Consider the following 22,439-nt stretch of genomic DNA (forward strand, 5'->3'; position numbering starts at 1 on the left):
AATCGCTTTGGGAAGGGAAGGCGGCAAGACGCGGCAATGTCGCGACTGTCGTGAAGGCGCGTATTTTCCCCGCAGGCGGGCCGGCGCGACGGGCGGGCAAAGGGTTGACTTCCCCCCCCGTTCGCGGCCCATTTGGGCGCAACGCGCCGCCCCGCCACGCGCACGCCGGACCAGCCGCGCGGCGCCGGGCGATCCGGGCAAGCCAGGGGGCAGTCATGAACGCTTCAGCCGGGTCCGCAGACCTCATCGCCGGCCAGGTGGAACGGGCCGATGCAGCGGCCGGGATCATCGGCTGGGCGGTGGACCTTGGCCAGCCCGAGCGGGTGCTGACCCTGCGCCTGCTGGCCGGCGGACACGAGATCGCGACCACGCCGACCGCCTATGTGCGCGACGACATCGACCGCGACGAAGGGATCGGTGCCACCGACATCGGCTTTCGCTTCGATCCCGTCCTGCTGGAGGCGCTGGCCGCGCTGCCCGAGTCGCAGCAGGACGCGGCGCTGGCGGTCGAGGTGGCGGGCACCGGGTTTGTCCTGCCATCCGCCAGCCCTTTGCCCACCGCCGGGGCCCTGTTGGCGCAGCTGCGCGGCGCCGCGGCCCGCGCTGGAAGCGGCCCCGCGGGGGGCGATGACGGCATGTTCGAGGCGCTGCTGGCCGAGGGCCAGACCCGCGCCGCCGCCGCCGATCCCGGCGGCAAGCGTCGCCAGGTCGGGCATATCGAGATGCTGCGCCGGCTGGACAAGGGGCACCTCTTCATCGCCGGCTGGCTCTCCGAGGTGCCGCCGCGCCGGCAGGCGGGCGTGCTGGCCCAGGGGCCCGAGGCGCGGCATGGCGCCGCCGTCGCGCTGGCGACCTTCCCGCGTGACGACCTGCCCGACGGCGCCAAGGCCTTTGTGGGCCTGCTGCGCACGGACTGGCGCGCGGCCAGGGGGCACACCGCCTTTACCGTCACACTCCGGCCGGGGGACGAGCCGTTGTACCTCGCCGCTTCGGACGAGGTCGGCCAGCCCTCGCGCGACGACCTGCGCGCCTGGGTCGACAGCCTCGCCTCGCGGGCCGAGGACCCGGCCGAGCTGGCGCTGGTGCGCGCCCGCATCGGCCGCCCCTCGGGCTGGACGCCGACCCCGGCCGAGGATGGCGCGCGGCTGCAGATCGACAACATGCTGATGGTGCCCGGCTCGGGCGTATTCATGCGTGGCTGGATCCTGAACGGGTCGCGCCGCATCACCGACGTGCAGGTCCGCGCCGGCGATGCCATCGCCCGGGCCGACATGCGCTCGTTCTACCGCTACCCGCGCAAGGACCTGACCAGCGCCTTCGCCTGGGCCGGGGACGAGGTGAAGGGCGCAGGCTTTACCTGCTTTCTGCGCGGACCGCTGGACGCCGACCTGCGCGACGCGCAGTTTCTGCGCATCCGCTACGATGACGGGACCGAGCAGGTGCAGACGCTCGACACCCATGGCCTGCGCGTCCTCGCGGCGGCGCAGGGGGCCGAGCGTCTGGCCGATTTCTATCCGCAGCTGCATGTTGAGCCGTTCTTTGCCGAGGACCAGGCGCAGATGCGCCGGATGCTTGCCCGGTCGCTGCGCGTGAGGCCGCTGGACGGCGCGTTGCCGCAGACGCCCGCCCCGGCGCTGGTCCTGCAACTGGGCAACATGCCCCAGGACATCGACATCGTGATGCACGGGCTGGCCGGGCAGGCCGCGGCCTGGCCATCGGGCGCGCGGATCGTCGCGCTGTGCGATCCCGAGACCCCGCGCACCCGCTTTCTGGTCTGGCAGCAGGAGCTGCGGGCCCGCGGCCTGGGCCCCGTCCTGCCCGTCATGGGTTGCGCCGGCCACGGGCTGCCGCAGCTGGCACAGGTTGCGGCGCTGCTGCCGTCCTCGCGGCTGGCCTTTCTCAAGCCGGGCACCGTGCCCCGGCCCGAAGGCTGGGCGCGGATCTGCGCCTGGCTCGCCGGGACGAATCCCACCGCGCCGCAGGTGCTGACCACCAACGCCCCGCGCCCGGGCGGCCTGGCCGAGCGCGAGATCGGCGCGCTGCTCTGGCATGCCCAGCCGCTGGCAAAGTGGGCCGGGCAGGGCGCCAATGCCTTCCGCTTTTCCGAGGATTACGCCGCCGCCGTCACCCGCGACCGCGCGGCCGAGATCGCGCCGGACACGGTCTTTGCGGTGCCGCGCGTGCTGCCGTCGCTCTTCGTGCAGCGGCTCGACCTTGCCGCGGCCCCTCGCACCCCGGAGACCGCCGATGGCTGACCGCTCCCCCCGCATCGCGATCGTCTCGCACACCCATCCGGACCTGTCGAAGGGCGGCGCCGAGGTTTCGGCCTATGCGCTCTTCAAGGGGCTCAAGGCGCTGGGGCAGGACGTCATCTTTGTCGCCACCTGCGACGAATCCGACCTGCCGCGGGTCAAGACGCGGCCCGGCGAATACCTGATCCAGCGTGACACCGCCTTCTACGACCATTTCTACCAGCTCGGCACGCCCGAGACGGCGCGGCAGCTGACCGAGATCCTGGCGCGCGAGAAGGTCGAGGTGGTGAACTTCCAGCACTACCTTTTCCTTGGCATCAACGCGATCGAGGCGGTCTGCGACATGGGCTTGCGCGTCGTGGTGACGCTACACGAATACCTCGCGATCTGCCATCACCATGGCCAGATGGTGACGCGGCCGGGCAAGGCGCTGTGTCGCGCCGCCTCGCGCCAGGGCTGCCAGGCCTGCTACCCCGAGCACCTGGGCGAGGAATTCGACATCCGCCGCTGGCAGATCGGCCGCGCCTTTGACCGGGTTGCGGCGTTCGTGTCACCCAGCGCCTTCCTGCGTGGGCGCTACGCGGCCTGGGGGCTGGACCCCGCGCGGGTCTCGGTGATCGAGAACGGCCTTCTGGACATCGACGCCAAGCGGGCCCGCGCGGCGGCCGAAGCCGGGCGCAGCCGCGCCCCGCGCAGCGAAGCGGCGACCATCGGCTATTTCGGCCAGATCACCCCGTTCAAGGGCGTCGGCCTGATCCTCGACCTGGTCGAGCAGGTCGAGGACGCCCGCGACGCGGCCCGCGCGGCGGGGGTCGAGGCGCCGCCGCGCCCACCCTTCCGCTTCCGCATCCACGGCAACCTCGTCGGGCTTGACCCGGCCTTCGTCGAGCGCTTCGAGGCGGCCGAGAAACGCAGCCCGGCGCTGCGCTACATGGGCGCCTATGCCAACGAGGACGTGGTCACGCTGATGGCCGGCTGCGACTACGTGATCGTGCCCAGCCAGTGGTGGGAAAACTCGCCCGTCGTGATCCAGGAAGCCTATGCCGCCGGCTGCCCGGTGATCGCCAGCGACCTGGGCGGGCTGGCGGAAAAGGTGGTGGAGGGCGAGACCGGGCTGCTTTTCGCCGTCAGCGACGCGACCTCCCTTCTGGCCACGCTCGAAGCCGCCTGCGCGCCCGGCGCGCTGGACAAGCTGCAGGCGGGACTGCCCGCGGTTTCGGATGACGTCGCCATGGCGCGGGCCTACCTGAACCTGCTCGCGGGGCCCGAATCCGCCGCGGAACCGGGCGACGCGGCCGTGGCAGGCACGCCGGCCACCGACTAGGCCACGGCGCCGATTGGCCTCTTGCCTGGATTGATCTAGGAAGGGCGGGACACACCGGAACGGCGCCGGGACAGGGCGCAAGCGACAGGGCTTGGAATGGAACTGATACTGCATATCGGCATGGGCAAGACCGGATCGACCGCGATCCAGAGCGGCCTGCGCAAACACGCCGACCGCTTGCAGAAGAACGGGGCGGAGTACCTTGGCATGTGGCTCGAGCCGGGTCCGTTCAAGCTGTCTTGGCCGGCCTATGCCGAGTTCTTCAAGCAGCCGCCCGAGGTCTGGCGCGAGCGGGCCCGCACCGTGGCTGCCTACATGCAGCGCCGCGAGGTCGAGGGCGGCCCGTCGATCGGCATCTATTCCAACGAAAGCTTCTTTCACAACGCCGATGAGTTCGAGGCGTTCTTTGACGAGTTCGGCAAGTTCGGAAAAATCCGCGCCATCGCCTATGCCCGCAATCCGCAGCGCTGGTTGCCTTCAGCCTACAACCAGTGGGGCGTGCGCCACAAGACGGCCAAGGGCAAGATCCCGCCCTATCCCGAGCTGGCGCGCAAGCACGTCAAGCAATACGGCGAGTTGCTGAAATGGCACCGCCGCTTTGGCGACAAGCTGACCGTGCTGCCCTACGACGGAATCGGCGACGTGACACAGCATTTCCTTGGCCAATGCGGGCTGCGCATGAAGGTGCCCGAGGAACGGGTCTATTCCAGCGGCGAGACCGCCGACACGCTGCTGCGCGCCTGGTTCAACAACCGCTTTGACGAACCGGTCGAGCCGCCGCGCTTTCTTGCCGTGTTGGGGCGCAGTTTCCGCAAGGGCGTGCCGCACCTTGACGCGCTGGCCACGCAGACGCAGGACTTTTCGGAAACCGGTGCCATCATCGAAGAGAATGCGCATATCTTCGACAATTTCAGCCGCGTCTTCGGTTTCGAGCTGCGCGATCCCGAGGCGGTGGCCCCGCCGCCGCCCGACATGGACGCGGTGCGGGACCGGCTCATCGACTACCTGATCGAGCTGAACATCGACCAGTCGCTGCGCCTGCGCGTGCTCGAGCGCAAGTTCGAGGAGCTGGAAGGCAAGGCCGGGCCGGACACGGACTGACCCTGCGCCCCGCGCCAGCGCCGTCCCGCGCGGGGGCATGGCCCTGACGCCTTGGGGCGCGCCGGGCCTATTCGCCCGGCGCCGGCTCTTCGGCCTCTTCGCTGACGCCCAGGTGGGCGCGGGCATCGGCCAGGTGTTTCGCCTGCGCCGCCTTCACCTCAGCCCCGACGGGGATGCCATGCGCCGCGGCAAAGCCCTGCATCTCGGTGATCTCGGACAGGTGCTTGTCGGTGTCCAGCGCATGGGTCACGCTGGTCGCGTGCCGCCGGTGCCCGTTCAGGGCGCGTGCCAGCCAGCTGACCTTGCCGCCCGCCGCGCAGATCTCGGCATAGAGGCGCCAGTCGCCCGCAACGGCGTAGCCGGTCAGCGCATCGCCCAGCTTGTCCATCGCCGCCAGCAGCGCGTCGCGGCGGAAGACCACGCCCGAGACGTTCAGGATCACGTTCTTGACCGACAGGAACCGCGCCAGGAACTCGGGCCCCTCCATGTCGAAGCTGCGGGTGAAGCTGCCCGGCGCGATCTCGTCGATATAGGGGATGTAGCTGTCGGACAGCTTCTGGTCGTTCTGATCCATCGCCCAACTGTCGCAGAACCCGATGGCGGCCCCGCTGTCCTGCATCTGCTGCACCAGCTTTTCCACCAGGTCCGCGCTGGCCACATCGTCGGCCTCGGCGATCCAGACGTAATCGCCCCGCGCCATCTGAACGCCCTTGCGCCATTGCGGGAAGGGCGAGCCGGAATTGACCTCGTTCACCTCGAGCCGGATCACGCGATCCTCCGCCTCGGCCACGCGGGTGATCTCGGCCACCGATCCGTCGGGCGAGGCATCGTCAAGCACGATGATCTCGGTCACCGGGTGGGTCTGCTGGAAGATCGTGCGCAGCCGGTCGCCCAAGTGCTGTTCATACTTGTAGTTCGGCAGCACGACCGACACGCGGGCCAGCCCCGGCTGGAATCGTTCGAGCATGCCGAAGACGTAATCGTCGAACCGGAACTCGCGGTCGATGGCGGCGCGGCGCAGCGCCTCGGCCTCTATCCGCTCGGCCTCGGGCTGGGCCAGGAAGGTGTCGATCGCCTCGATCCCGTGGCGCGAGGGGCGCGGCGGGACAAGGAAGCCATAGGCGTCGATCAGCGCGTCGCAGCCGCCCGTGCCCTCATAGCCGACGATGGGCAGGCCCATCGCCATCGCCTCGAGCACGACCGAGGGGAAGGGGTCTTCGCGCGAGGTCAGGAAGAAGAGGTCGGCGGCGGCGTAATAGGGCGCCACCTCGTCGACGTGGCCGGTGATGAGGATGCGATCCGTCAGGCCCGCGCGCCTGATCTCGGGCAGGTACCAGTCCAGCGCCTCCTGCGCGGGGTTTCCGACCCAGACATAGGCGACATCCTCGCGCTCGGCGCAATGCGACAGGGCCGTGGCGACGAAAAGGTCGATGCCCTTGCGCAGGTCGGCATAACCAACGTTCAGGACGATCTTGCAGTCCTCGGGCAGGCCAAGCTGCGTGCGCAGCCCATGATCGCCCCGCGGACGGTCGAGCAGCGCGTCGAAGTAAAGCCCCTGCGGCCTGACCTCGACCGTGCCGTGGATCGGCTGGCCGACAAAACCGTCAAAGCCATGCCGCACCACGTCGGCCGGAAAGATCACGTGATCGGCCTGCTGGGCGATGGCGGCGGCGGGCTGTTCCAGCTTGTAGGAGGCCATCAGCGCCGGCAGCTCGTGGATCAGCGAGGTGACGCGGAAGCCGTGCTTTTTCAGCGCCGGGACAAAGGCGCCCGCGACGGTGGTGTTGGCGATGGCATGGGTGTAGCCCATGCGCGCGAGGTCCTGCATGACCGACTCGATCCGGTCGGCGTCGGTGCGCTGCACCACGTAGGTGGGGCCAAGCGCGCGGAAGCGCGGCAGCATCGGACCCTCGCCGCCGACGATGCAGGCGACCTCGACCCCGAAGTTGCGGGCGAGCACGCCGGCCATGTTCGCGGCCAGGATCTGCGCGCCGTTGGAATGGGCATCGTGGCTGATGACGACGACCTTCATCCGCTCGCCGCTGTTGCGCGGCACGTGGTTGTGCACCGCTCGGGCGACCGCGTTGAGATAGGCCGCGCCGTAATGCACGTCGGGTTCAAGGTACGCGCCCTCGGCCCATTCGTTCCAGGCGTTCACGCAGACGAAGTTCTCGTTCCAGACCGGGTTGGCATGGGAAAAGTCGATGGCCTGGCGCATCCAGTCCTCGAACTTTTCCGGGGTCGAGCCGGCAAAGACCATCGACCGGCCCGGGCGCCGAGCCTCGTTGTCCCAGGACGGGGACGCCGTGCGGATCAGCGGGTAGGGCGGGCGTTCGACCTTGGCGGCGCGGTCCACCACCGCGTCGTAGGAGACGACGGTGCCCGCATACTCGGGGTCGAGCATGTTCAGCGACTTCTGGATGTCCGGCAGGTCCTTGGCCAGCTTGTGCGGCGGGAATTCGATCGCCCCGTCAAGGCCATAGCGGCGCGGGTCGTAATCGTCGAACCCCTGCGCCATGAAGATCACCGGGTCGTGCCCGAAGGTGTCCTTGAGCAGCTTGCGCCAGCGCGCGATGGTCTCGCGCGGCTCGGGGATCTGGCCGGGGCGGTAGATGAAGAACAGCGGCCGCCCGCCGACGCGGATGTAGCGCGGATCGTCGAAATGCCGGGCGAGGTCGGCGCAGAAGGCGGCGTCGTCCTCTTTCCGGTAGGTCTGGCGCAGCAGCACGTCGCGGTCATGGCCGTCCCAGGTGCGCGTCCAGTTCTCGTTCGCCCACATCAGGCAGAAGGGCATCTCGATCGAGGGGTCGGCCAGCAGGGCATTCATCGGCCGTTCCAGCACCCGCTCGCCGTCGAACCAGTAGTGGTAGAAGCAGAACCCGTGGATGCCGGCGGCCTGCGCAATCTCGACCTGGCGGCGCATGGCGTCGGTATCGCGCAGGTCGTAGAAGCCCAGATCACGCGGCTGGCGCGGCTGCACGTGGCCCTCGAAGCGGGGCATGCCACGGGCGATGTTGTTCCATTCCGTGAACCCCTTGCCCCAGGCCTGGTCATTGGCCGGCACGGGGTGGAACTGCGGCAGGTAATAGGCCAGCACCTTGGCGCGCTGCTTGCGGCCGGTGGCGATCTTGGGGTCGAAATCCTCGTAATGCTCACCCGGCGCCAGCGCCTGGGCATGGGCGGCATAGACGTTGTCCGTCGCGCGCCCCAGCGTGCGCAGCTTGCGCCCTTCCTTCTGGCCCGAGAGCACATAATGCACAAAGGGGTTGAGCCCCGAGGCCGCCACGTCCTGGTTGTCCGCCAGGTAATGCCAGGTCGAGAACCAAGGGGCAGGGTCGCGCCCTTCCTTCCAGCCGGTTTCGAGGTAATGGCTGATCGGGTCCTCGGGCTTTTGCCCGGGGCCGAAACTGCCCAGATAGAAAAGCGTGTCGAACACCGGCGCCACTGTCTTGGCGTCCGGATGCCGGATCTCTTCCTCGTCCTGCAGGTCGATCTCGTCCGGGCGGTCGAAGACCTCGGTCAGCAGCGACAGCGTGCCCGAGGCATCGCGCAGCTCCAGCCGGTTGGCGGTGTCGAACAGCAGCTCTCGCGGCAGCGGCAGCTTGAGCGGGCTTTCCGACAGGGTCGGGCCCATGATGACCTGGCCGTTCAGCGCCAGGACCACCTGGCTGACGCGCCCCGCCTTCAGCCGCACCACGCCGCGCTTCGACACCTCGATGTCCAGGTGATCGGGCCGGGCGGGGGCCAGCTGCACCTCGGTCCCGCCGAGGGTCAGCTTAATCGGCCCCTGTGCGTTGCGCACCCGGGCGACGTGCCATTGCCCGTCGCCGCCGCCCTGGCGGGTGACGAGCGTCGGGCGCAGGTGACGCCCCTCGGGGCCGACATGGGCCAACACGGGGCAGGTGACGAACAGCGTCGGCGGCTCGTTCGGGTTGGTCGAATTGGTCGAGATGTAGACGATCGACACCCGCAGGCGGCGCGGCTTGTCGCTGGGCGGCACGGCCAGGCGCACGATCTGGAAATCGGCCTTGTCTGTGCGGCCCCGGAACGTCGGGTCGAACTTGGTGTCCAGCTCTTCCGGCTCGGACCCGTCCATCGGGTCGAGCGAGACGCGCAAGAGCGCCCGCGCCCGATGCACGGCCAGCGCGCAGTAGAAATGCAGGCCCTCGGAATGGGCCGGGATCTCGACCGGGCGGCCGATCTCGAACTGCGATTCCTCGTAGCGCTTTTCGACGATCAGGTGGTAGGTCGTCTGGCCGGGAAAGCCCCAGTCGGTGTTCTTTTCCTCGCCGAAATCGGCGGCCCCGTTGTCGAAGGGCTGGAACGGCATGACGATGGGCGGGCCGCCCCGCCGGCCGGGCGCGATGTCGACGGGCTCGAGCTGGGCGCTGCCGCCGTTGGCCCATTCGAGCACGGCAAGGTCGGGCGCGCAGTCGAGCTTCAGGAACGCCTCTCCGTCCAGCAGCATCGCGCCGCGCAGCGCGTCGGGCAGGGGGCCGGACGGGTAGGGCGATGCCTTGCCCTCGGCCGGGGCGGCCGCGGCGGCCGATTGCGCCGTCAGCGTGCCGGCCATGTCGCTTTCCCGCGCCGCGACGAAATCGCGGACCTGGCGGTACATGCGCGCCTCGTTCTGCGGCAGCTGGGACAGGAACGCCTCCATCTGCTCGAGAGCGGCACCATCGGGATAGCCGCGCGACTTGGGGTGGCGCACCAGGATGCCCCGGTCGCGCAGGATCATCCGCTCATGCCCCAGCGCATAGCCGATGGCCGCCCAGTCCACGCCCCAACCGTAGGAATTCGAGCCGAAATCGAGCCCCTTGAGATCGCTCACCACCTGCGGATGGATCGCCAGCACGATGCCGTCGGTCTGGGCCACGTGCCACAGGTCCTTTTCGCCGGGCACGGGGCGCAGGCAGACGGCGGCATCGTTGTAGGGCGTGTGGTGGATCTGCGGCGCCCAGAGGCCCAGCCCCTCGTGCCGCTCAAAGGCGCCGCGCGCCGCCTCGACCAGCCGGGGCCAGTCGTCGCATTCGGCATCGGCCTGCACCAGCAGCATGACCTCGTCCTCGGCCACCCGGTCGAGGCCCGCGCGGAACTTGCCCCCGAAATAGACCGATTGCGGCACGCCGACCCAGTCGCCGGCGCCATCCTCGCGCTCGCCCATGGAGTTGGAATAGACCACGGTCACGGCGTCGCAGGCGCCGACAAGACCCTGTGCGATGGTGTCGGCCTGGTCGTGCATACCGGTCCAGGAAACGATGACGGCGTGAAAATTGATGGCCGTGGCTCCTTGAATCTCGTGGCACTCGGGTGCCCCGGGCAGTCTAACATCCATGGCGCAAAAGCGAAAACGTCCTGCGCCGGTCCTCTCAGTCGACCGCGGGCGTGCCGCTGTCCCGGCCTGCGGGCGCAAATCCGCCCCACAATCCCACCCGGCCGGATGTCACGCTGCGTCCGTCGGGCTGCGCCGTGCAGGGGCCCCGCCAGTCAGCCAATCCCCGACTTGCAGATAATGGAATTCGAGACGCGGGTAAACGGTCGTGACATCAGGGACATTGATGGAATTGTTGAAAATCTGGTTCACGGCCGCGCGATTGCCCGCTTGGCGCGCGATGCAGGGTATGCGCAAACGTCAGGGTGGTGTCCGGCGATCACGGCGCGCCGGTGCGGCGCCGCGCGCGGACGGCCTTTTGTCAACCTTTTGGCAACACTCTTGCGCTCATTCTGCAACCGGGGCGCCGGACGGCCCGCCGCCGGCCTTGTCGCGCTTTACGCGATTCGCGGGATGCTCTAGACCGGATGGCAGAGCAATCCGGCCATCGACAGACCCGACAAGGGCAGCGGCCGGGCAGAGGCAGGTTGGCGGCGTCGGTCGCCCATTTCGGCGTGGCGACGCGCCGGGGGCGGCGGGTGACCCGCCGGGAATGAGGTATGAGCAGCAAACCCGTGCTTGTGGTCGATCTCGACGGCACCTTGCTGAAAAGCGACATGCTGTACGAGACCTTCTGGTCCGCCTTTTCGCGCGACTGGAAGATGCCCTTTGTCGCCACGGCCGCGCTGATGCGGGGGCGTGCCGCGCTTAAGACCCGCATGGCCGACCTCAGCGCGGTGGACATTCCGGCGCTGCCCTGGAACCAGGACGCGCGCGCCTATGTCGAGAATTGGCGGGCCGAGGGAGGGCGCACGGCGCTGGTCTCGGCCGCAGACGATGGCGTGGTGCAGGAGGTGGCGCGCTACCTCGGCCTTTTCGACGAGGCGCATGGCACGAACGGAGAGAACCTCAAGGGCGAAGCCAAGGCCCGGTTCCTGCGCGAACATCTCGGCGATACGCCCTTCATCTACATGGGCGACAGCACGGCCGATGTCGCGGTGTGGGAGGCCTCCTCGGGCGCCGTCACGGTCACGCCGGACGCGGGCCTGCGCGGCCGTGCCACGGCGCTGCATGCAGACGCCCATCACATCGACGCGGCCGCCCCGCGCCTGCGCCGCTACATCGACGCGCTGCGCCCGCATCAATGGCTCAAGAACCTGCTGGTGCTGATCCCGCTGCTGGCCGGCCACCGGTTCGAACCGGCAACGCTGCTGCTGGCGCTCCTGGCCTTTGCCGCATTCAGCCTGACCGCGTCGGGCGTCTACGTGCTGAACGACATGCTCGACCTCGCCTCTGACCGCGCCCATCCGCGCAAGCGCAACCGGCCCTTCGCCAGCGGGGACATCCCCATCGCCCATGGCACCGCCATGGCGCCGGTGCTGCTGGGGGCGGGGCTGCTTCTGGCGCTGGCGGTCAACCCGGCCTTCTTCGTCCTGCTGCTGGTTTATTTCGCGATCACAATGGCCTATTCGCTACAGCTAAAGCGGCTGGTGGTGATCGACATCTGCGTCCTCGCCATCCTCTACACCCTGCGCATCCTCGCAGGCGGCGCCGCCGCCGGTGTGCCGATCTCGGTCTGGTTGCTGGCCTTCTCGGTCTTCCTCTTCTTCGGCCTCGCCGCGATCAAGCGGCAGGCGGAACTGGAACAGGCCCGCGCCAGCGGGAAGGCCATGGCGCATGGGCGCGGCTACCGGGCGGATGACCTCGTGGTGGTGCAGATGCTTGCCGTCGCCTCGGGCTTCATCGCGGTGCTGGTGATGGCGCTTTACGTGACCTCGCCCAAGGTCTCGGCGCTCTATTCCAACCCCGAGATGCTGCTGGGCGTCTGCCTTGTCCTGCTCTACTGGTTCGCGCGCGTCGCCGTCATCACGCACCGGGGCGAGATGCATGACGACCCGGTCGTCTTTGCCGCCCGCGACCGGGCATCCCAGGTCTGCGCGCTGCTGATCCTCGGCCTCGCCTTTGCCGGGGCGGTGCTGTGAAGCTGGTGCTTCTCTATACGCTCTTCGCGGTGATCGCGACGCTGGCCAACCTGGGCACCCAGCGGCTGGTGATCGGCGAGGCGCTGACCGGGCCACGTTTCATCGCGGGCCTCGTGCTGGGCACGGGCGTGGGGCTGGTCATCAAGTACATCCTCGACAAGCGCTGGATCTTCGATGACCGCGAGACCGGGGCGAAAGCGCATACAAAGAAATTCGCCGGCTACACGCTGATGGGCGTCGCCACCACGGCGATCTTCTGGGGGTTCGAGGCGGCCTTCTGGTACGCCACCGAAAGCCATGCCATGCGCGAGCTGGGCGCGGTGATCGGCCTCGGGATCGGCTACGTGACCAAGTACCGGCTCGACCGCGCCTTCGTCTTCACCCGGACGGAGGCGGCGTCATGATCGTCGAGGGCTGGGGCCGCTTCCCGCGCACACGCACCACCCTGCGCCATGCGCGGGGCGAGGACGACGCCCGCCGCGCCGTCGCGCAATCGGGGCTGATCAACCCGCTGATCGCGCGAGGCAATGGCCGCGCCTATGGCGACAGCGCCGCCAGCCCCGGCACCACGCTGGCGATGCGGCGGATGGGACGGATGATCGCCTTCGACGCCACGACCGGCCTGCTCGAGGCCGAGGCCGGCGTGCTGCTGGCCGACGTGATCGCCGCCTTCCTGCCGCGCGGCTGGTTCCCGGCGGTGACGCCCGGCACCAAGTTCGTGACCCTCGGCGGGGCCATCGCGGCGGATGTGCACGGCAAGAACCACCACCACGACGGGTCCTTCTGCGATTTCGTCGACTGGATCGACCTGATGGGCCCGGACGGAGAGGTGCAGCGCCTCGGTCCCAATTCGCCGCTGTTCCAATGGACGCGGGGCGGCATGGGCCTGACCGGCGTGATCCTGCGCGCCGCGATCCGGCTGATCCCAGTGGAAAGCGCCTGGATCCGGCAGCGCGTGGTCGCGACGGGCTCACTGGCCGAGACCATGGCCTGTTTCGAGGAAAGCCTCGACGCGCCCTATTCCGTCGCCTGGATCGACTGCCTCGCGACGGGGGCGCAGCGGGGCCGGTCACTGGTCATGCTGGGCGAACATGCGACCCGCGACATGCTGGGGCCGGAGCAGCGCGCGCGGCCCTATGAGATCCCGCGCAAGGGGACGAAGACCGTGCCCTTCAGCGCGCCGGGTGTCTCGCTGAACCGCTATTCGGTCGGCGCCTTCAACGCGCTCTACTACGCGCGGGGCAAGGCGGGGGCGGGGACCTCGCTGGTCGATTGGGACAGTTATTTCTACCCGCTCGACGCCATCCTGCACTGGAACCGGATCTACGGCCGCAAGGGGCTGATCCAGTACCAGACCGTGCTGCCGCTGGACCGGTCCGAGGCCGGGCTGACCGCCATGCTGGACGCCATCGCGGCCAGCGGGCAGGGCGCCTTCCTGTCGGTACTGAAACGCATGGGGCCACAGGGCGGCAACATCTCCTTCCCGATGGAAGGGTACACGCTCGCCATGGATTTCCCGCGCTCGGCCAATGCCTTGGCGCTCTGCGACCGGCTGGACAAGATCACGCTGGACCACGGCGGGCGCTACTACCTTGCCAAGGATTCCCGCCTGACCCCCAACACCCTGCGCGCCGCCGATCCGCGGATGGGCGCCTTTCACGACATGCGGGCACGCGAGGGGCTGACGCCGCACCTCGCCTCTGCCCAGAGCCAGAGGTTGCAGCTATGAAAACCGCCCTGATCCTTGGCGGCCGATCCGATATCGGCCTGGCCGCAGCCCACCGCTTTGCCGCCGAAGGCTATGCCATCCAACTCGCCGCGCGCAATTCCGCGACGCTGGAAGGCGACAAGGCCGACCTGGAACTGCGCCACAAGATCGAGGTGCAGCTGCTCGATTACGACGCGCTCGACACGGCCGTGCTGCGCGGGTTCGTCGATGCCTTGCAGCCGCTGCCTGACGTGGCGATCTGCGCCGTCGGCACGATGGAGACGCAGGCCGATGCCGAGGCCGACCCGCTGCTGGCCGAACTCACGATCCGCTCGAACTTCGAGGGGCCGGCGCAGACGCTGGGCCTTCTGGCCAACGCCTTCGCCTCGCGCGGGTCGGGCACGCTGATCGGCGTCTCTTCCGTCGCGGGCGACCGGGGGCGGGCGACGAATTACATCTACGGCTCGGCCAAGGCGGGCTTTACCGCCTACCTCTCGGGCCTGCGCAACCGCCTTGCGGGGCAGGGCGTGCATGTGGCGACCATCCTGCCGGGTTTCGTCGACACCAAGATGACCGAAGGCATGGAACTGCCCGGAAAGCTGACGGCCAGCCCCGAAGAGGTGGCCGAGGCGATCTGGAAGGCGCACGAAAAACGCCGCAATGTGGTCTACGTCAAGCCCATTTGGCGGGTCATCATGGCCATCATCCGGAACATCCCCGAGCAGGTTTTCAAGAGGATGAAGATATGACCGAAGAGCGCCCGCTGTTCCGCCTGCGGCCCATGACCGTGCGTATACTCCAGCTGCTGCTGGCGGTGCTGGTCGTGTTCTCGGCGCTCGAAATCTGGGACCCGACGATCCTGGGCAAGATCTTCTCCCTCGTCGATTTCCATGTCTTCCACCTGGCCGGAGAGCTGACCCTGCGCGGCGACCTCGCCGAGGCCTATGTGTTCGAATCGTTCCACGCCTACCAGAAGGCGCAGACCGGGGCGGACGATTTCATGCCCTGGACCTACCCGCCGCATTACAACCTGGTGATGGCGGCGCTGGCCCTGATGCCGGTGGGGCTGAGCTACCTGGTCTTCATCACCGTCACGTTGGGGCTGTTTCTCTGGGTCATCAAACGGCTGGCGGGCGTGCACATGCTGCCCACCATGATCATCGCCCTGCCGGCGGTGGCCGTGACCATCCGTTGCGGCCAGAACGGGCTGCTGATCGCCGCCCTCATCGGGGCCTTCTGCCTGATGGTTCTCAAGAACTCCGACAAGCGCGGCATCTTCCTGGGCCTGATGGCGGTCAAGCCGCACCTGGCTGTCGCCATGACGCTGCACACGGTGATGACGCTGCAGATCCGCGCGCTCCTCTGGGCCGCGGCCTTCACCGCCGCCGCGCTGGGGATCGCCACCTGGGCCTTCGGGCCAGCGATCTGGGGCGCCTTCCTCGGCTCGGTCCGCGACAGCTCCGCCTTCCTCGAGGCTGGCGCCTATCCGCTTTATCGCATGTCCTCGGTCTATGCCGGGCTGCGCAGCTTCGGCGCGCCGTCCGAGATCGCCTTTGCCGCCCAGACCGCCTCGGCCCTCGCCGGGCTGGCGCTGGTCGCTTACGTGCAGATCAAGGGGTGGGAGATCCGCCGGGTACTGGGCGTCATGGTCCTCGCCTCCACCATGATCAGCCCCTACAATTACGACTACGACCTCTCCATGCTGGCCGTGGCCTTTGCCCTCGTGATGCCCGACATGGTGCGCTTTGCGAAGGGTCGCGAGATCGCGCTGATCTTCGTCGCCTCCTGGGTGGCCAGCGGATCGGGCCTGGTGGCCTCGGCCCTGCGCGATGCGGTCTCGGGCGGGCCCGGCAGCGCGGTGGCGCGGATCGACCCGGTCTCGACCGGCATGTTCGGCATCCTCGTGCTGGTAATCCTGGTGACGCGCCTGCTGGCCCGGGCCGAGCAGGGGGCCGCTGCGCGCCCTGCCGCCATGGCCGCGCCGGCCGAGTGAACGACGCCCTGCAAACCTGTCCGTGACAAGAAAAAGACGGCCGTGTCCCCATGACTGGCCGTCCTTGCGTCGCGCCGTAGGGAGGGACCGGCGCCCTGCTCGAAAAGGTGCGCGAACACGCCGCGCTGCAGGCGCTCTGAGACGCCTTGACAACGACTGTAGCACGAATTGGCCGACCCACCTACTGCGACCTTCCGGTGATCGCCCGCCGATGCGGCATTCGTGCCACTCTGCCTTTTCTCGCGGCATCTTTCCCCCGCCCGGCAAAGGCGCTAGGTCTTGGGCCATGACATGGACGATCCCGAATATCCTCACCACGCTCCGGCTGCTTGCAGCCCCCGGGGTGGCCGTGATGTTCCTGTATTTCACCCGGCCCTATGCCGACTGGTTCGCGCTGCTGCTGTTTGTCGGCGCGGCCGTGACCGACTGGTTCGACGGCTACCTGGCGCGGCTCTGGAAGCAGCAGACGCGGCTGGGGACGATGCTGGACCCGATCGCCGACAAGGCCATGGTGGTGATCGCGCTGATGGTGATCGTGGGCTATTCGTCCTACTCGGCCTGGCTGGTGCTGCCGGCGACGATGATCCTCTTCCGCGAGGTCTTCGTGTCGGGGTTGCGCGAATTCCTGGGCGACGTGGCGGGCACGCTCAAGGTCACCAAGCTGGCCAAGCTGAAGACCACGGCGCAGATGATCGCCATCGCGGTGCTTTTCGGGCAGGGGGTGTTCGAGCACTACCTCGGCATGTCGACATTTGGCATGGACCAGGAGATGTTCGATTCCATCATGACCGGCGCCGAGGCAGATGAGCTGGGACTGGGCTGGAAATACGCCGGGATGATCTGGTCGGGGCGGATCGGGCTGATCCTTCTGTGGATCGCCGCCGCGCTGACGCTGGTGACGGGGTGGGATTACTTCCGCAAGGCCCTGCCGCATTTGAAGGATTGACGCGATGGATGTGCTTTATTTCGCCTGGGTGCGCGAACGGATCGGCCTGCCGAAGGAACAGGTCGTGACCTCGGCCGCCACGGTGCTGGACCTCGTCGAGGAGCTGAAGGCGCGCGAGGAGCGCTATGCCGCGGCCTTTGCCGACATCTCGGCCCTGCGCGTGGCCGTGGACCAGGAGCTGACGGATTTCGACGCGCCCTTGGCCGGCGCGCGCGAGGTCGCCTTCTTTCCGCCGATGACGGGGGGCTGAGCCGATGCGCGTGGTCGTGCAAGAGGCGGCGTTCGACGCCGGGGCCGAGCTCAACGCCTTTTCGGCGGGGTTGGGGAACATGGGCGCGGTGGTCAGCTTCACCGGCCTCGTGCGCGACGTCGCCGGTGGGCTCGCGGGGATGGAGATCGAGCATTACCCCGGCATGACCGAGAAGGCGATCGCGGCGATCTGCGAAGAGGCGATGACCCGCTGGTCGCTGGGCGATGCGCTGGTGATCCACCGCTACGGGGCGCTGGCGGCCGGGGACACGATCATGATGGTCGCGACCGCCTCGCGCCACCGGGTCGATGCCTTCCAGGCGGCAGAGTTCCTGATGGATTACCTCAAGTCCCGCGCGCCCTTCTGGAAGAAGGAAACCACGGGCCAGGGCGACGGCTGGGTCGCCGCCCGCGACGAGGACGAGGACGCGCTCACGCGCTGGTAGGCCCCTCGCCGGCGCTGATCCGCGCGGCGCGGCGGCTGCGCCGCAGCAAGGTCCTGAGCACGGCTGCGCCGTGCCGGTTGGGGGCGCTGCCCCCGTCTCCTGCGGAGACTCCCCCGGAGTTTATCGGCAAGATGAAAGGGGATCGGGGGCGCCTGCTTTCATCTTTCCACAAATATGCGCGCCGCAGGCGCTCCGGCAGCGTGGCCGGGCGGGCCGTCGGATATTTGCTCAGCGCCCTGCTTTCACTTTTCCCAAAATACTCCCGCCGGAGGCTTTCGCGCCTTGGCGCGAAATCGAGCCGCCAATGGCGCGCGGGCAGGAGTGGGAGGGAGCAAGGGGCCAGGCCCTCGCGCCAAAGGCGCGGCGACCAGATAAGGTGAGGGGCGCTGCCGCTCGCGCTCCCCGGGATATTCATGGAAAGATGAAGGGGGAACGGTGTGCTCGCAGATGGCGCGCGGAGTTTCCGGCCGGGCGGCGGCGGGGTCAGCCGTTCTGGACGCGCTCGACATAGGCGCGCAGTTCCTCGGTCTCGTGCCGGGCGTCGCGCAGACCGTCCATGGCGGCGCGCAGTTCCGCCTCGGTCTGGGTCAGCTGGTTGGTCAGCTCGGCCTCGCGCTGCTGCAGGTAGGTGATCGCCTGGTCGCGGACCTCCTCGGCCTCGTGCAGCTCTTGCGCCATGCGGTCGAGCTCGCCCATGTCCGACCGCGAGACCCGGGTGAAGCGGTTGATCAGCCAGTGGGCGAACCAGCCCATGAGGAAGGCCGCGAAGAGGACGATGGCCGTCGCAACGATAAATTCAGTTCTGTTCATCCGCCGGTTCTTCTGCTGACGACCCGTCATCCTCGGCCGCGGCGTCTTCTTGGGCGGTTTCGGCGAGGCTTTCAAGCGTTGTCTGCTGATCGGCCACCGGCTCGGGGCGGACCAGGTGGAACTCGATCCGGCGGTTGGCCTCGCGTCCCTCTTCGGTGCCATTGTCGGCGATCGGGCTTTCCTCGCCGTAGCCCTTGGCCGTGAAGGACGAGGTCAGCACCCGGCGGTTGCGCAATTCGTTCAACACCGACTGGGCGCGCTGCTGGCTCAGCGACAGGTTCATCGATTCGCGTCCCTGGCTGTCGGTATAGCCCTGGATCTCGAGCCGGATCTGTCCGCATTGCTTGAGCACATCCGCGATGTCGTCGAGGATCGCGCGCGCCTCGGCATCCGGCGTGGCGCTGCCCGGCTCGAAATTGATCTTGCGCTCGGCGACGATGGCGGCGATGGCGTTCTCGCATTCCTCGGGCGTGGGCTGGTCCGAGATCGGGTCGAGCACCTCGCGATAGGTCACGTCGATCTCGAACTCCTGGCCTTCGCCCAGCTTGTCGGCCAGCAGGGTGGCGATCTGGGCGCGGGCATCCTGGATCCCGGTGTTGCCGGTGATGGTGACGCTGTCGGGCGTCACGGTGACCGCGCCGTTGGCGAGATAGCTCAGCGCCTCCATCGCGGCCAGGACGCGGACCTGCCAGCCGGTCGGCAGCATGTCGTCCACCCGGGCCGACATGTGCACGATGTCCGATCCGAACCGCGCCTTGGCGTAGCTTTCGGCGGTGGTGCGGGCGCTGTCGCTGGCGACGCGGCCGCGCAGCTGCACCATGCCCTCGGGGCTGCGGATGGCGATGAACTCGGCCGGGCCACGCGCCGCCTGCTGTTCGGGGGGCTGAGGCAGGACCGCGTCAAGCGCGAAGACGTCCGGCAGACGGCTTTCCAGCTCTCCGATCGCGCTGTCAAAGGCGTCCTGCGCGGTGCCTTCCAGCGCCACCAGCGAGATGTCGGCATCCGAGAAGGTGACCGACCCGCCGCCCAGCGTGTTCAGCGCCACGATCGTGTCCTCGACGGCCTCGGCCCAGCGGGTCGAGGGCACGCCAAGCCCGATGGTGCAGCCGGCCTGGCCCTCGAGGCCCACGCGGCGGGCGGCGGCGAGGATGCGCTCGCGCGCCTCTTCGGTATCGGCGGCGCAGGCGTCAAAGCGCGGCCCGCGCTCGGCATCCATCAGGAAGCGCAGGGTGAAGGGCGTGATGACGGGCCGCGGGGCAGAGATGTCCATGGCCAGGTCGACCCCGTCCGGCAGGGTACGCACCAGCTGCGCCTCGAGCATGGCCTTGTCCTCGGGGCTTTCGGCCATGGCGGTGATCGCCACGCGTCCCGATTCGACCGAGATCTTGGCCCGTGGCAGGCTGCGCAGCGAGCGCAGCGCGTAGTCCTGGGCATCGCGCCATCCCTTGGTCACCGGGTAGTTCGCCACGTCCAGCAGGTCGCTGATGTTGTCCTCGGATTCCAGCCGGCCCACGGCGCTGAGCAGCTCGTCCCGGCCGCTGCCGGCGGGGATCAGCCCGATCAGCGAGATGCCGCTGTCGTTGCGCAGGATCTCTATGGAAAAGCGCGGCGGCACCAGCGCCTCGGATTCGGCCACGTTCATCTGGTCGATCACCCGCGCCGCATCGACCACCGTGCCGGCGACCGAGACCGCCTGGAAGCGCTCTGCCTCGCTGGGCGCCGTGCCGATGAGGAACAGCTGCAGCCCGTTGGCATCCGCATCGGCCCAGGCCAGCCCCTCGCGGTCCAGCGCATCGCGCACGCCGGTGACCGAGCTGTCCTCGATCAGTCGGGCCGAGAAGCTGGCCACGAAGATGAAGAGGACGGCGGCGACGAGAAAGGCAACGGCAGGATAAACCAGGGATGACAGGCGCATGGCGGGCCTCGCTTAAGTTCGCGTGGCCTTGGTCTTACCGCCCGGGTGGGGGGCACGCAATCAGGCCAGCAGCAGGGCGGCGAAAAACAGCACAGGGATCAGGCCGGCGTCGCGGTTGGACCGGAACAGCATGAGCAGCCGGTCCGAGTCGTCGCGGTCAAAGCGCGCAAGCTGCCAGGTCAGGTGCCAGCCCATCGCCCAGGGGGCGGCCAGGGCGACCACCAGCAGCAGGATCTCGCCCCGCGGCACGGCCAGCGCGACGGCCGTACCCATCAGCACGACGGTGCCGACAAGGAAGCGTTTCAGCCAGGCGGGCGTGTCGTGGTCGAAGAGCCGCGCGGTGGATTTGACGCCGATCAGCGCGTCATCCTCGCGGTCCTGGTGGGCATAGATCGTGTCGTAGAAGAGCGTCCAGCAGATGCCCGCGAGGTAGAGCGCGACCGCTGGCCAGCCAAGGCTGCCGGTATGCGCCGTCCAGGCCAGCAGGGCGCCCCAGTTGAACGCAAGGCCCAGGAAGATCTGCGGCCACCAGGTGAAGCGCTTGGCAAAGGGGTAGATCGCGACGGGGGCAAGGCTAAGCACGCCCAAGGCGATGGCGGCGGGGTTGAAGGTCAGCAGGATCGCGAAGCTGATCAGCGATTGCACCACGGCCCAGGCCAGCGCCTGCTTCGCCGTGACCTGCCCAGAGGGGATCGGCCGCGAGGCCGTCCGCGCGACCGAGCCGTCGATATGCCGGTCGGTGATGTCGTTCCAGGTGCAGCCCGCGCCGCGCATCAGGATGGCGCCGATGCCGCAGCCGGCAAAGATCCAAGCGTCGTGCCAGCTGGCGCGCCCGTCGCTGAGCATCGCCAGCAAGAGGCCCCACCAGCAGGGCAGCAGCAAGAGCCATGTGCCGATCGGCCGGTCGGCGCGCGACAGGCGCAGGTAGGGGCGGGTGCGCGCCGGGGCCAGCCGGTCGACCCAGTTCCCCTTGACGGCGTCGGCCACCTGGCCCGTTGCCTCTGGTCTGTCGGACGTGCCTTGCATAGAAGGATCCCATGAGCCTCAAGTTGCGCCTGTATGTAGACCACCCGCTGGGGGCGGGGCAAACGGTTCCTCTGGACCGCGACCAGGCGCATTACGTCTTTGGCGTGATGCGGACCGAGGCGGGCCAGCAGGTGGCCCTGTTCAACGGGCGCGACGGCGAATGGCGGGCCGAGGTGACGCTGGCCGGTAAGCGCGGCGGAGTGCTGACCTGTTTCGACCAGACGCGTCCGCAGGGCGCGCCACCGGATGTCTGGCTGCTCTTCGCGCCGGTCAAGAAGGCCAACACCGATTTCATCGTCGAAAAGGCGGTCGAGCTGGGCGCGGCGCGGATCGTGCCGGTGGCGACCGACTACACCAATTCCGAACGGATTCGCATCGACCGCCAGCAGGCCCATGCCCGCGAGGCGGCCGAGCAATGCGAGGCGACCTGGGTGCCCGAGGTGGCCGAACTGGCAAAGCTGGGTCCGCTGCTGGACGGCTGGGACCCGGCGCGGCGGATCGCCTTTTGCGACGAGACGCTGGCGGATGGCGCCACGGGGCTTGGCCTCGACGGTCTCGAACCCGGCCCCTGGGCGGTGCTGATCGGCCCTGAGGGTGGGTTCTCCGAGGCCGAACGCAGCCGGCTGCGCGGGCTGGATTTCGCGCACCCGATCCGGCTGGGCCCGCGGATTCTGCGGGCCGAGACGGCGGCCGTGGCCGCGCTGACGCTCTGGCAGGCGCACTTGGGGGATTGGCGGTGAGCTTTCTTCGCCCCGAGGCGCGCGCGCAGCTTTGGCGCTGGCGCGAGGTGCTGGTGGCGCTGCCGGTGGCGGTGCTGGGGCTGAACTGGGTCTTTGCCCGTGGCATCATGCCCTGGATCGGCGGCCTGTTGCTGGCCGTGGCCGCCGCGCTGGTGCTGGCCGGTCTGCAACGCGTGCGATTCCGCCGCGGGGCCGGCGGCGCGGGCGTCGTGCAGGTGGTCGAGGGGCAGATCAGCTATTTCGGCCCGCTCTCGGGCGGGGCCGTCGCGCTGAGCGAGCTGTCCCGTGTCACGCTCGACCCGTCGGGCCGGCCGCTGCACTGGCAACTGACCCAGCCCGGCCAGCCGCGGCTGGACATTCCGGTGAACGCGGAGGGGGCCGAGGCGCTGTTCGACGCCTTCCAGCACCTGCCGGGGCTGAGGACCGAACGCATGCTGCGCCTGCTCGAGATGCCGCCCGAGGCGCCCGTCACCATATGGCAGCGCACCAGCGCACAGATCGACGTGCCGCGCCTGCATTGACACCCGCGCGCGGAAAGCCCATCCAAAGACCCACGCGAACAGAGCAGAGCCCGGA

General features: G+C 68.8%; 18 protein-coding genes. 14 read left to right on the forward strand and 4 right to left on the reverse strand.

Annotation, left to right across the window (positions count from 1 at the left end; genetic code table 11):
- Positions 1-215 precede the first annotated feature (215 nt).
- The 3 genes from MF270_RS22220 (at position 216) to MF270_RS22230 (ending at position 4,677) form a co-directional block, all read left to right on the forward strand.
- Entirely contained in the window at positions 216-2,255 is a 2,040-nt protein-coding gene (locus MF270_RS22220) for a hypothetical protein (RefSeq protein WP_238367980.1), read from the forward strand.
- Entirely contained in the window at positions 2,248-3,576 is a 1,329-nt protein-coding gene (locus MF270_RS22225) for a glycosyltransferase family 4 protein (RefSeq protein WP_238367981.1), read from the forward strand. Before MF270_RS22220 ends, MF270_RS22225 begins: the two co-directional genes overlap by 8 nt.
- A 96-nt stretch (positions 3,577-3,672) precedes the next feature.
- The gene (locus MF270_RS22230; RefSeq protein ID WP_238367982.1) at positions 3,673-4,677 is read left to right on the forward strand and encodes a hypothetical protein; all 1,005 of its coding nucleotides are present in this window, start codon (positions 3,673-3,675) and stop codon (positions 4,675-4,677) included.
- 67 nt (positions 4,678-4,744) lie between these two features.
- Here the strand turns inward: MF270_RS22230 and MF270_RS22235 are convergent, their stop codons facing one another.
- The gene (locus MF270_RS22235) at positions 4,745-9,919 is read right to left on the reverse strand and encodes a glycoside hydrolase family 99-like domain-containing protein (RefSeq protein ID WP_238367983.1); all 5,175 of its coding nucleotides are present in this window, start codon (positions 9,917-9,919) and stop codon (positions 4,745-4,747) included.
- 270 nt (positions 9,920-10,189) lie between these two features.
- Between MF270_RS22235 and MF270_RS22240 the strand changes: the two genes are divergently transcribed.
- The 9 genes from MF270_RS22240 (at position 10,190) to MF270_RS22280 (ending at position 17,372) form a co-directional block, all read left to right on the forward strand.
- On the forward strand, positions 10,190-10,471 hold the full coding sequence (locus MF270_RS22240; RefSeq protein WP_238367984.1) for a hypothetical protein: 282 nt from the start codon (positions 10,190-10,192) through the stop codon (positions 10,469-10,471).
- A gap of 137 nt (positions 10,472-10,608) precedes the next feature.
- The gene (locus MF270_RS22245; RefSeq protein ID WP_238367985.1) at positions 10,609-12,030 is read left to right on the forward strand and encodes a UbiA family prenyltransferase; all 1,422 of its coding nucleotides are present in this window, start codon (positions 10,609-10,611) and stop codon (positions 12,028-12,030) included.
- The gene (locus MF270_RS22250) at positions 12,027-12,434 is read left to right on the forward strand and encodes a GtrA family protein (protein WP_238367986.1); all 408 of its coding nucleotides are present in this window, start codon (positions 12,027-12,029) and stop codon (positions 12,432-12,434) included. Before MF270_RS22245 ends, MF270_RS22250 begins: the two co-directional genes overlap by 4 nt.
- On the forward strand, positions 12,431-13,759 hold the full coding sequence (locus tag MF270_RS22255) for an FAD-binding oxidoreductase (protein ID WP_238367987.1): 1,329 nt from the start codon (positions 12,431-12,433) through the stop codon (positions 13,757-13,759). The genes MF270_RS22250 and MF270_RS22255 overlap by 4 nt, the downstream gene beginning before the upstream one ends.
- A complete protein-coding gene (locus tag MF270_RS22260) occupies positions 13,756-14,487 on the forward strand; it encodes an SDR family oxidoreductase (RefSeq protein WP_238367988.1) in 732 nt (243 codons plus the stop codon). Before MF270_RS22255 ends, MF270_RS22260 begins: the two co-directional genes overlap by 4 nt.
- The gene (locus MF270_RS22265; RefSeq protein ID WP_238367989.1) at positions 14,484-15,731 is read left to right on the forward strand and encodes a glycosyltransferase family 87 protein; all 1,248 of its coding nucleotides are present in this window, start codon (positions 14,484-14,486) and stop codon (positions 15,729-15,731) included. The genes MF270_RS22260 and MF270_RS22265 overlap by 4 nt, the downstream gene beginning before the upstream one ends.
- A 286-nt stretch (positions 15,732-16,017) precedes the next feature.
- On the forward strand, positions 16,018-16,677 hold the full coding sequence (gene pgsA, locus MF270_RS22270) for a CDP-diacylglycerol--glycerol-3-phosphate 3-phosphatidyltransferase (RefSeq protein ID WP_238367990.1): 660 nt from the start codon (positions 16,018-16,020) through the stop codon (positions 16,675-16,677).
- A gap of 4 nt (positions 16,678-16,681) precedes the next feature.
- Positions 16,682-16,927: a molybdopterin converting factor subunit 1 gene (gene moaD, locus MF270_RS22275; RefSeq protein WP_238367991.1), complete on the forward strand. Its 246-nt coding sequence runs from the start codon at positions 16,682-16,684 to the stop codon at positions 16,925-16,927.
- A gap of 4 nt (positions 16,928-16,931) precedes the next feature.
- Positions 16,932-17,372: a molybdenum cofactor biosynthesis protein MoaE gene (locus MF270_RS22280; RefSeq protein WP_238367992.1), complete on the forward strand. Its 441-nt coding sequence runs from the start codon at positions 16,932-16,934 to the stop codon at positions 17,370-17,372.
- 483 nt (positions 17,373-17,855) lie between these two features.
- On the opposite strand, the gene MF270_RS22285 is transcribed toward MF270_RS22280, so the two are convergent.
- Genes MF270_RS22285 through ubiA form a run of 3 tightly spaced genes read right to left on the reverse strand, consistent with a single transcriptional unit; the run spans position 17,856 to position 21,123 of the window.
- Complete coding sequence (locus MF270_RS22285) at positions 17,856-18,182, reverse strand: hypothetical protein (protein WP_238367993.1); 327 nt, start codon at positions 18,180-18,182, stop codon at positions 17,856-17,858.
- Complete coding sequence (locus MF270_RS22290) at positions 18,169-20,097, reverse strand: OmpA family protein (protein WP_238367994.1); 1,929 nt, start codon at positions 20,095-20,097, stop codon at positions 18,169-18,171. Before MF270_RS22290 ends, MF270_RS22285 begins: the two co-directional genes overlap by 14 nt.
- 60 nt (positions 20,098-20,157) lie before the next feature.
- Positions 20,158-21,123: a 4-hydroxybenzoate octaprenyltransferase gene (gene ubiA, locus MF270_RS22295; protein WP_238367995.1), complete on the reverse strand. Its 966-nt coding sequence runs from the start codon at positions 21,121-21,123 to the stop codon at positions 20,158-20,160.
- Between the two features lie 11 nt (positions 21,124-21,134).
- Here ubiA and MF270_RS22300 point away from each other — a divergent pair, with 11 nt between their 5' ends.
- Both MF270_RS22300 and MF270_RS22305 read left to right on the forward strand, forming a co-directional pair.
- Positions 21,135-21,863 (forward strand): 16S rRNA (uracil(1498)-N(3))-methyltransferase, encoded by a 729-nt coding sequence (locus tag MF270_RS22300; protein ID WP_238367996.1) that lies wholly within the window; start codon positions 21,135-21,137, stop codon positions 21,861-21,863.
- A complete protein-coding gene (locus MF270_RS22305) occupies positions 21,860-22,384 on the forward strand; it encodes a hypothetical protein (RefSeq protein ID WP_238367997.1) in 525 nt (174 codons plus the stop codon). Before MF270_RS22300 ends, MF270_RS22305 begins: the two co-directional genes overlap by 4 nt.
- Positions 22,385-22,439 lie beyond the last annotated feature (55 nt).

The sequence above is a fragment of the Mesobacterium pallidum genome (genome assembly GCF_019966535.1).
Lineage (GTDB): Bacteria > Pseudomonadota > Alphaproteobacteria > Rhodobacterales > Rhodobacteraceae > Mesobacterium > Mesobacterium pallidum.

Coding starts and splice junctions, on each gene's coding strand:
- MF270_RS22235 (WP_238367983.1), bottom strand. CDS start 9,919: ATGCACGACCAGGCCGACACCATCGCACAGGGTCTTGTCGGCGCCTGC.
- MF270_RS22260 (WP_238367988.1), top strand. CDS start 13,756: ATGAAAACCGCCCTGATCCTTGGCGGCCGATCCGATATCGGCCTGGCC.
- MF270_RS22240 (WP_238367984.1), top strand. CDS start 10,190: ATGGAATTCGAGACGCGGGTAAACGGTCGTGACATCAGGGACATTGAT.
- MF270_RS22285 (WP_238367993.1), bottom strand. CDS start 18,182: ATGAACAGAACTGAATTTATCGTTGCGACGGCCATCGTCCTCTTCGCG.
- MF270_RS22265 (WP_238367989.1), top strand. CDS start 14,484: ATGACCGAAGAGCGCCCGCTGTTCCGCCTGCGGCCCATGACCGTGCGT.
- MF270_RS22225 (WP_238367981.1), top strand. CDS start 2,248: ATGGCTGACCGCTCCCCCCGCATCGCGATCGTCTCGCACACCCATCCG.
- moaD (WP_238367991.1), top strand. CDS start 16,682: ATGGATGTGCTTTATTTCGCCTGGGTGCGCGAACGGATCGGCCTGCCG.
- MF270_RS22290 (WP_238367994.1), bottom strand. CDS start 20,097: ATGCGCCTGTCATCCCTGGTTTATCCTGCCGTTGCCTTTCTCGTCGCC.
- MF270_RS22255 (WP_238367987.1), top strand. CDS start 12,431: ATGATCGTCGAGGGCTGGGGCCGCTTCCCGCGCACACGCACCACCCTG.
- MF270_RS22300 (WP_238367996.1), top strand. CDS start 21,135: ATGAGCCTCAAGTTGCGCCTGTATGTAGACCACCCGCTGGGGGCGGGG.
- MF270_RS22220 (WP_238367980.1), top strand. CDS start 216: ATGAACGCTTCAGCCGGGTCCGCAGACCTCATCGCCGGCCAGGTGGAA.
- MF270_RS22230 (WP_238367982.1), top strand. CDS start 3,673: ATGGAACTGATACTGCATATCGGCATGGGCAAGACCGGATCGACCGCG.
- ubiA (WP_238367995.1), bottom strand. CDS start 21,123: ATGCAAGGCACGTCCGACAGACCAGAGGCAACGGGCCAGGTGGCCGAC.
- pgsA (WP_238367990.1), top strand. CDS start 16,018: ATGACATGGACGATCCCGAATATCCTCACCACGCTCCGGCTGCTTGCA.
- MF270_RS22280 (WP_238367992.1), top strand. CDS start 16,932: ATGCGCGTGGTCGTGCAAGAGGCGGCGTTCGACGCCGGGGCCGAGCTC.
- MF270_RS22245 (WP_238367985.1), top strand. CDS start 10,609: ATGAGCAGCAAACCCGTGCTTGTGGTCGATCTCGACGGCACCTTGCTG.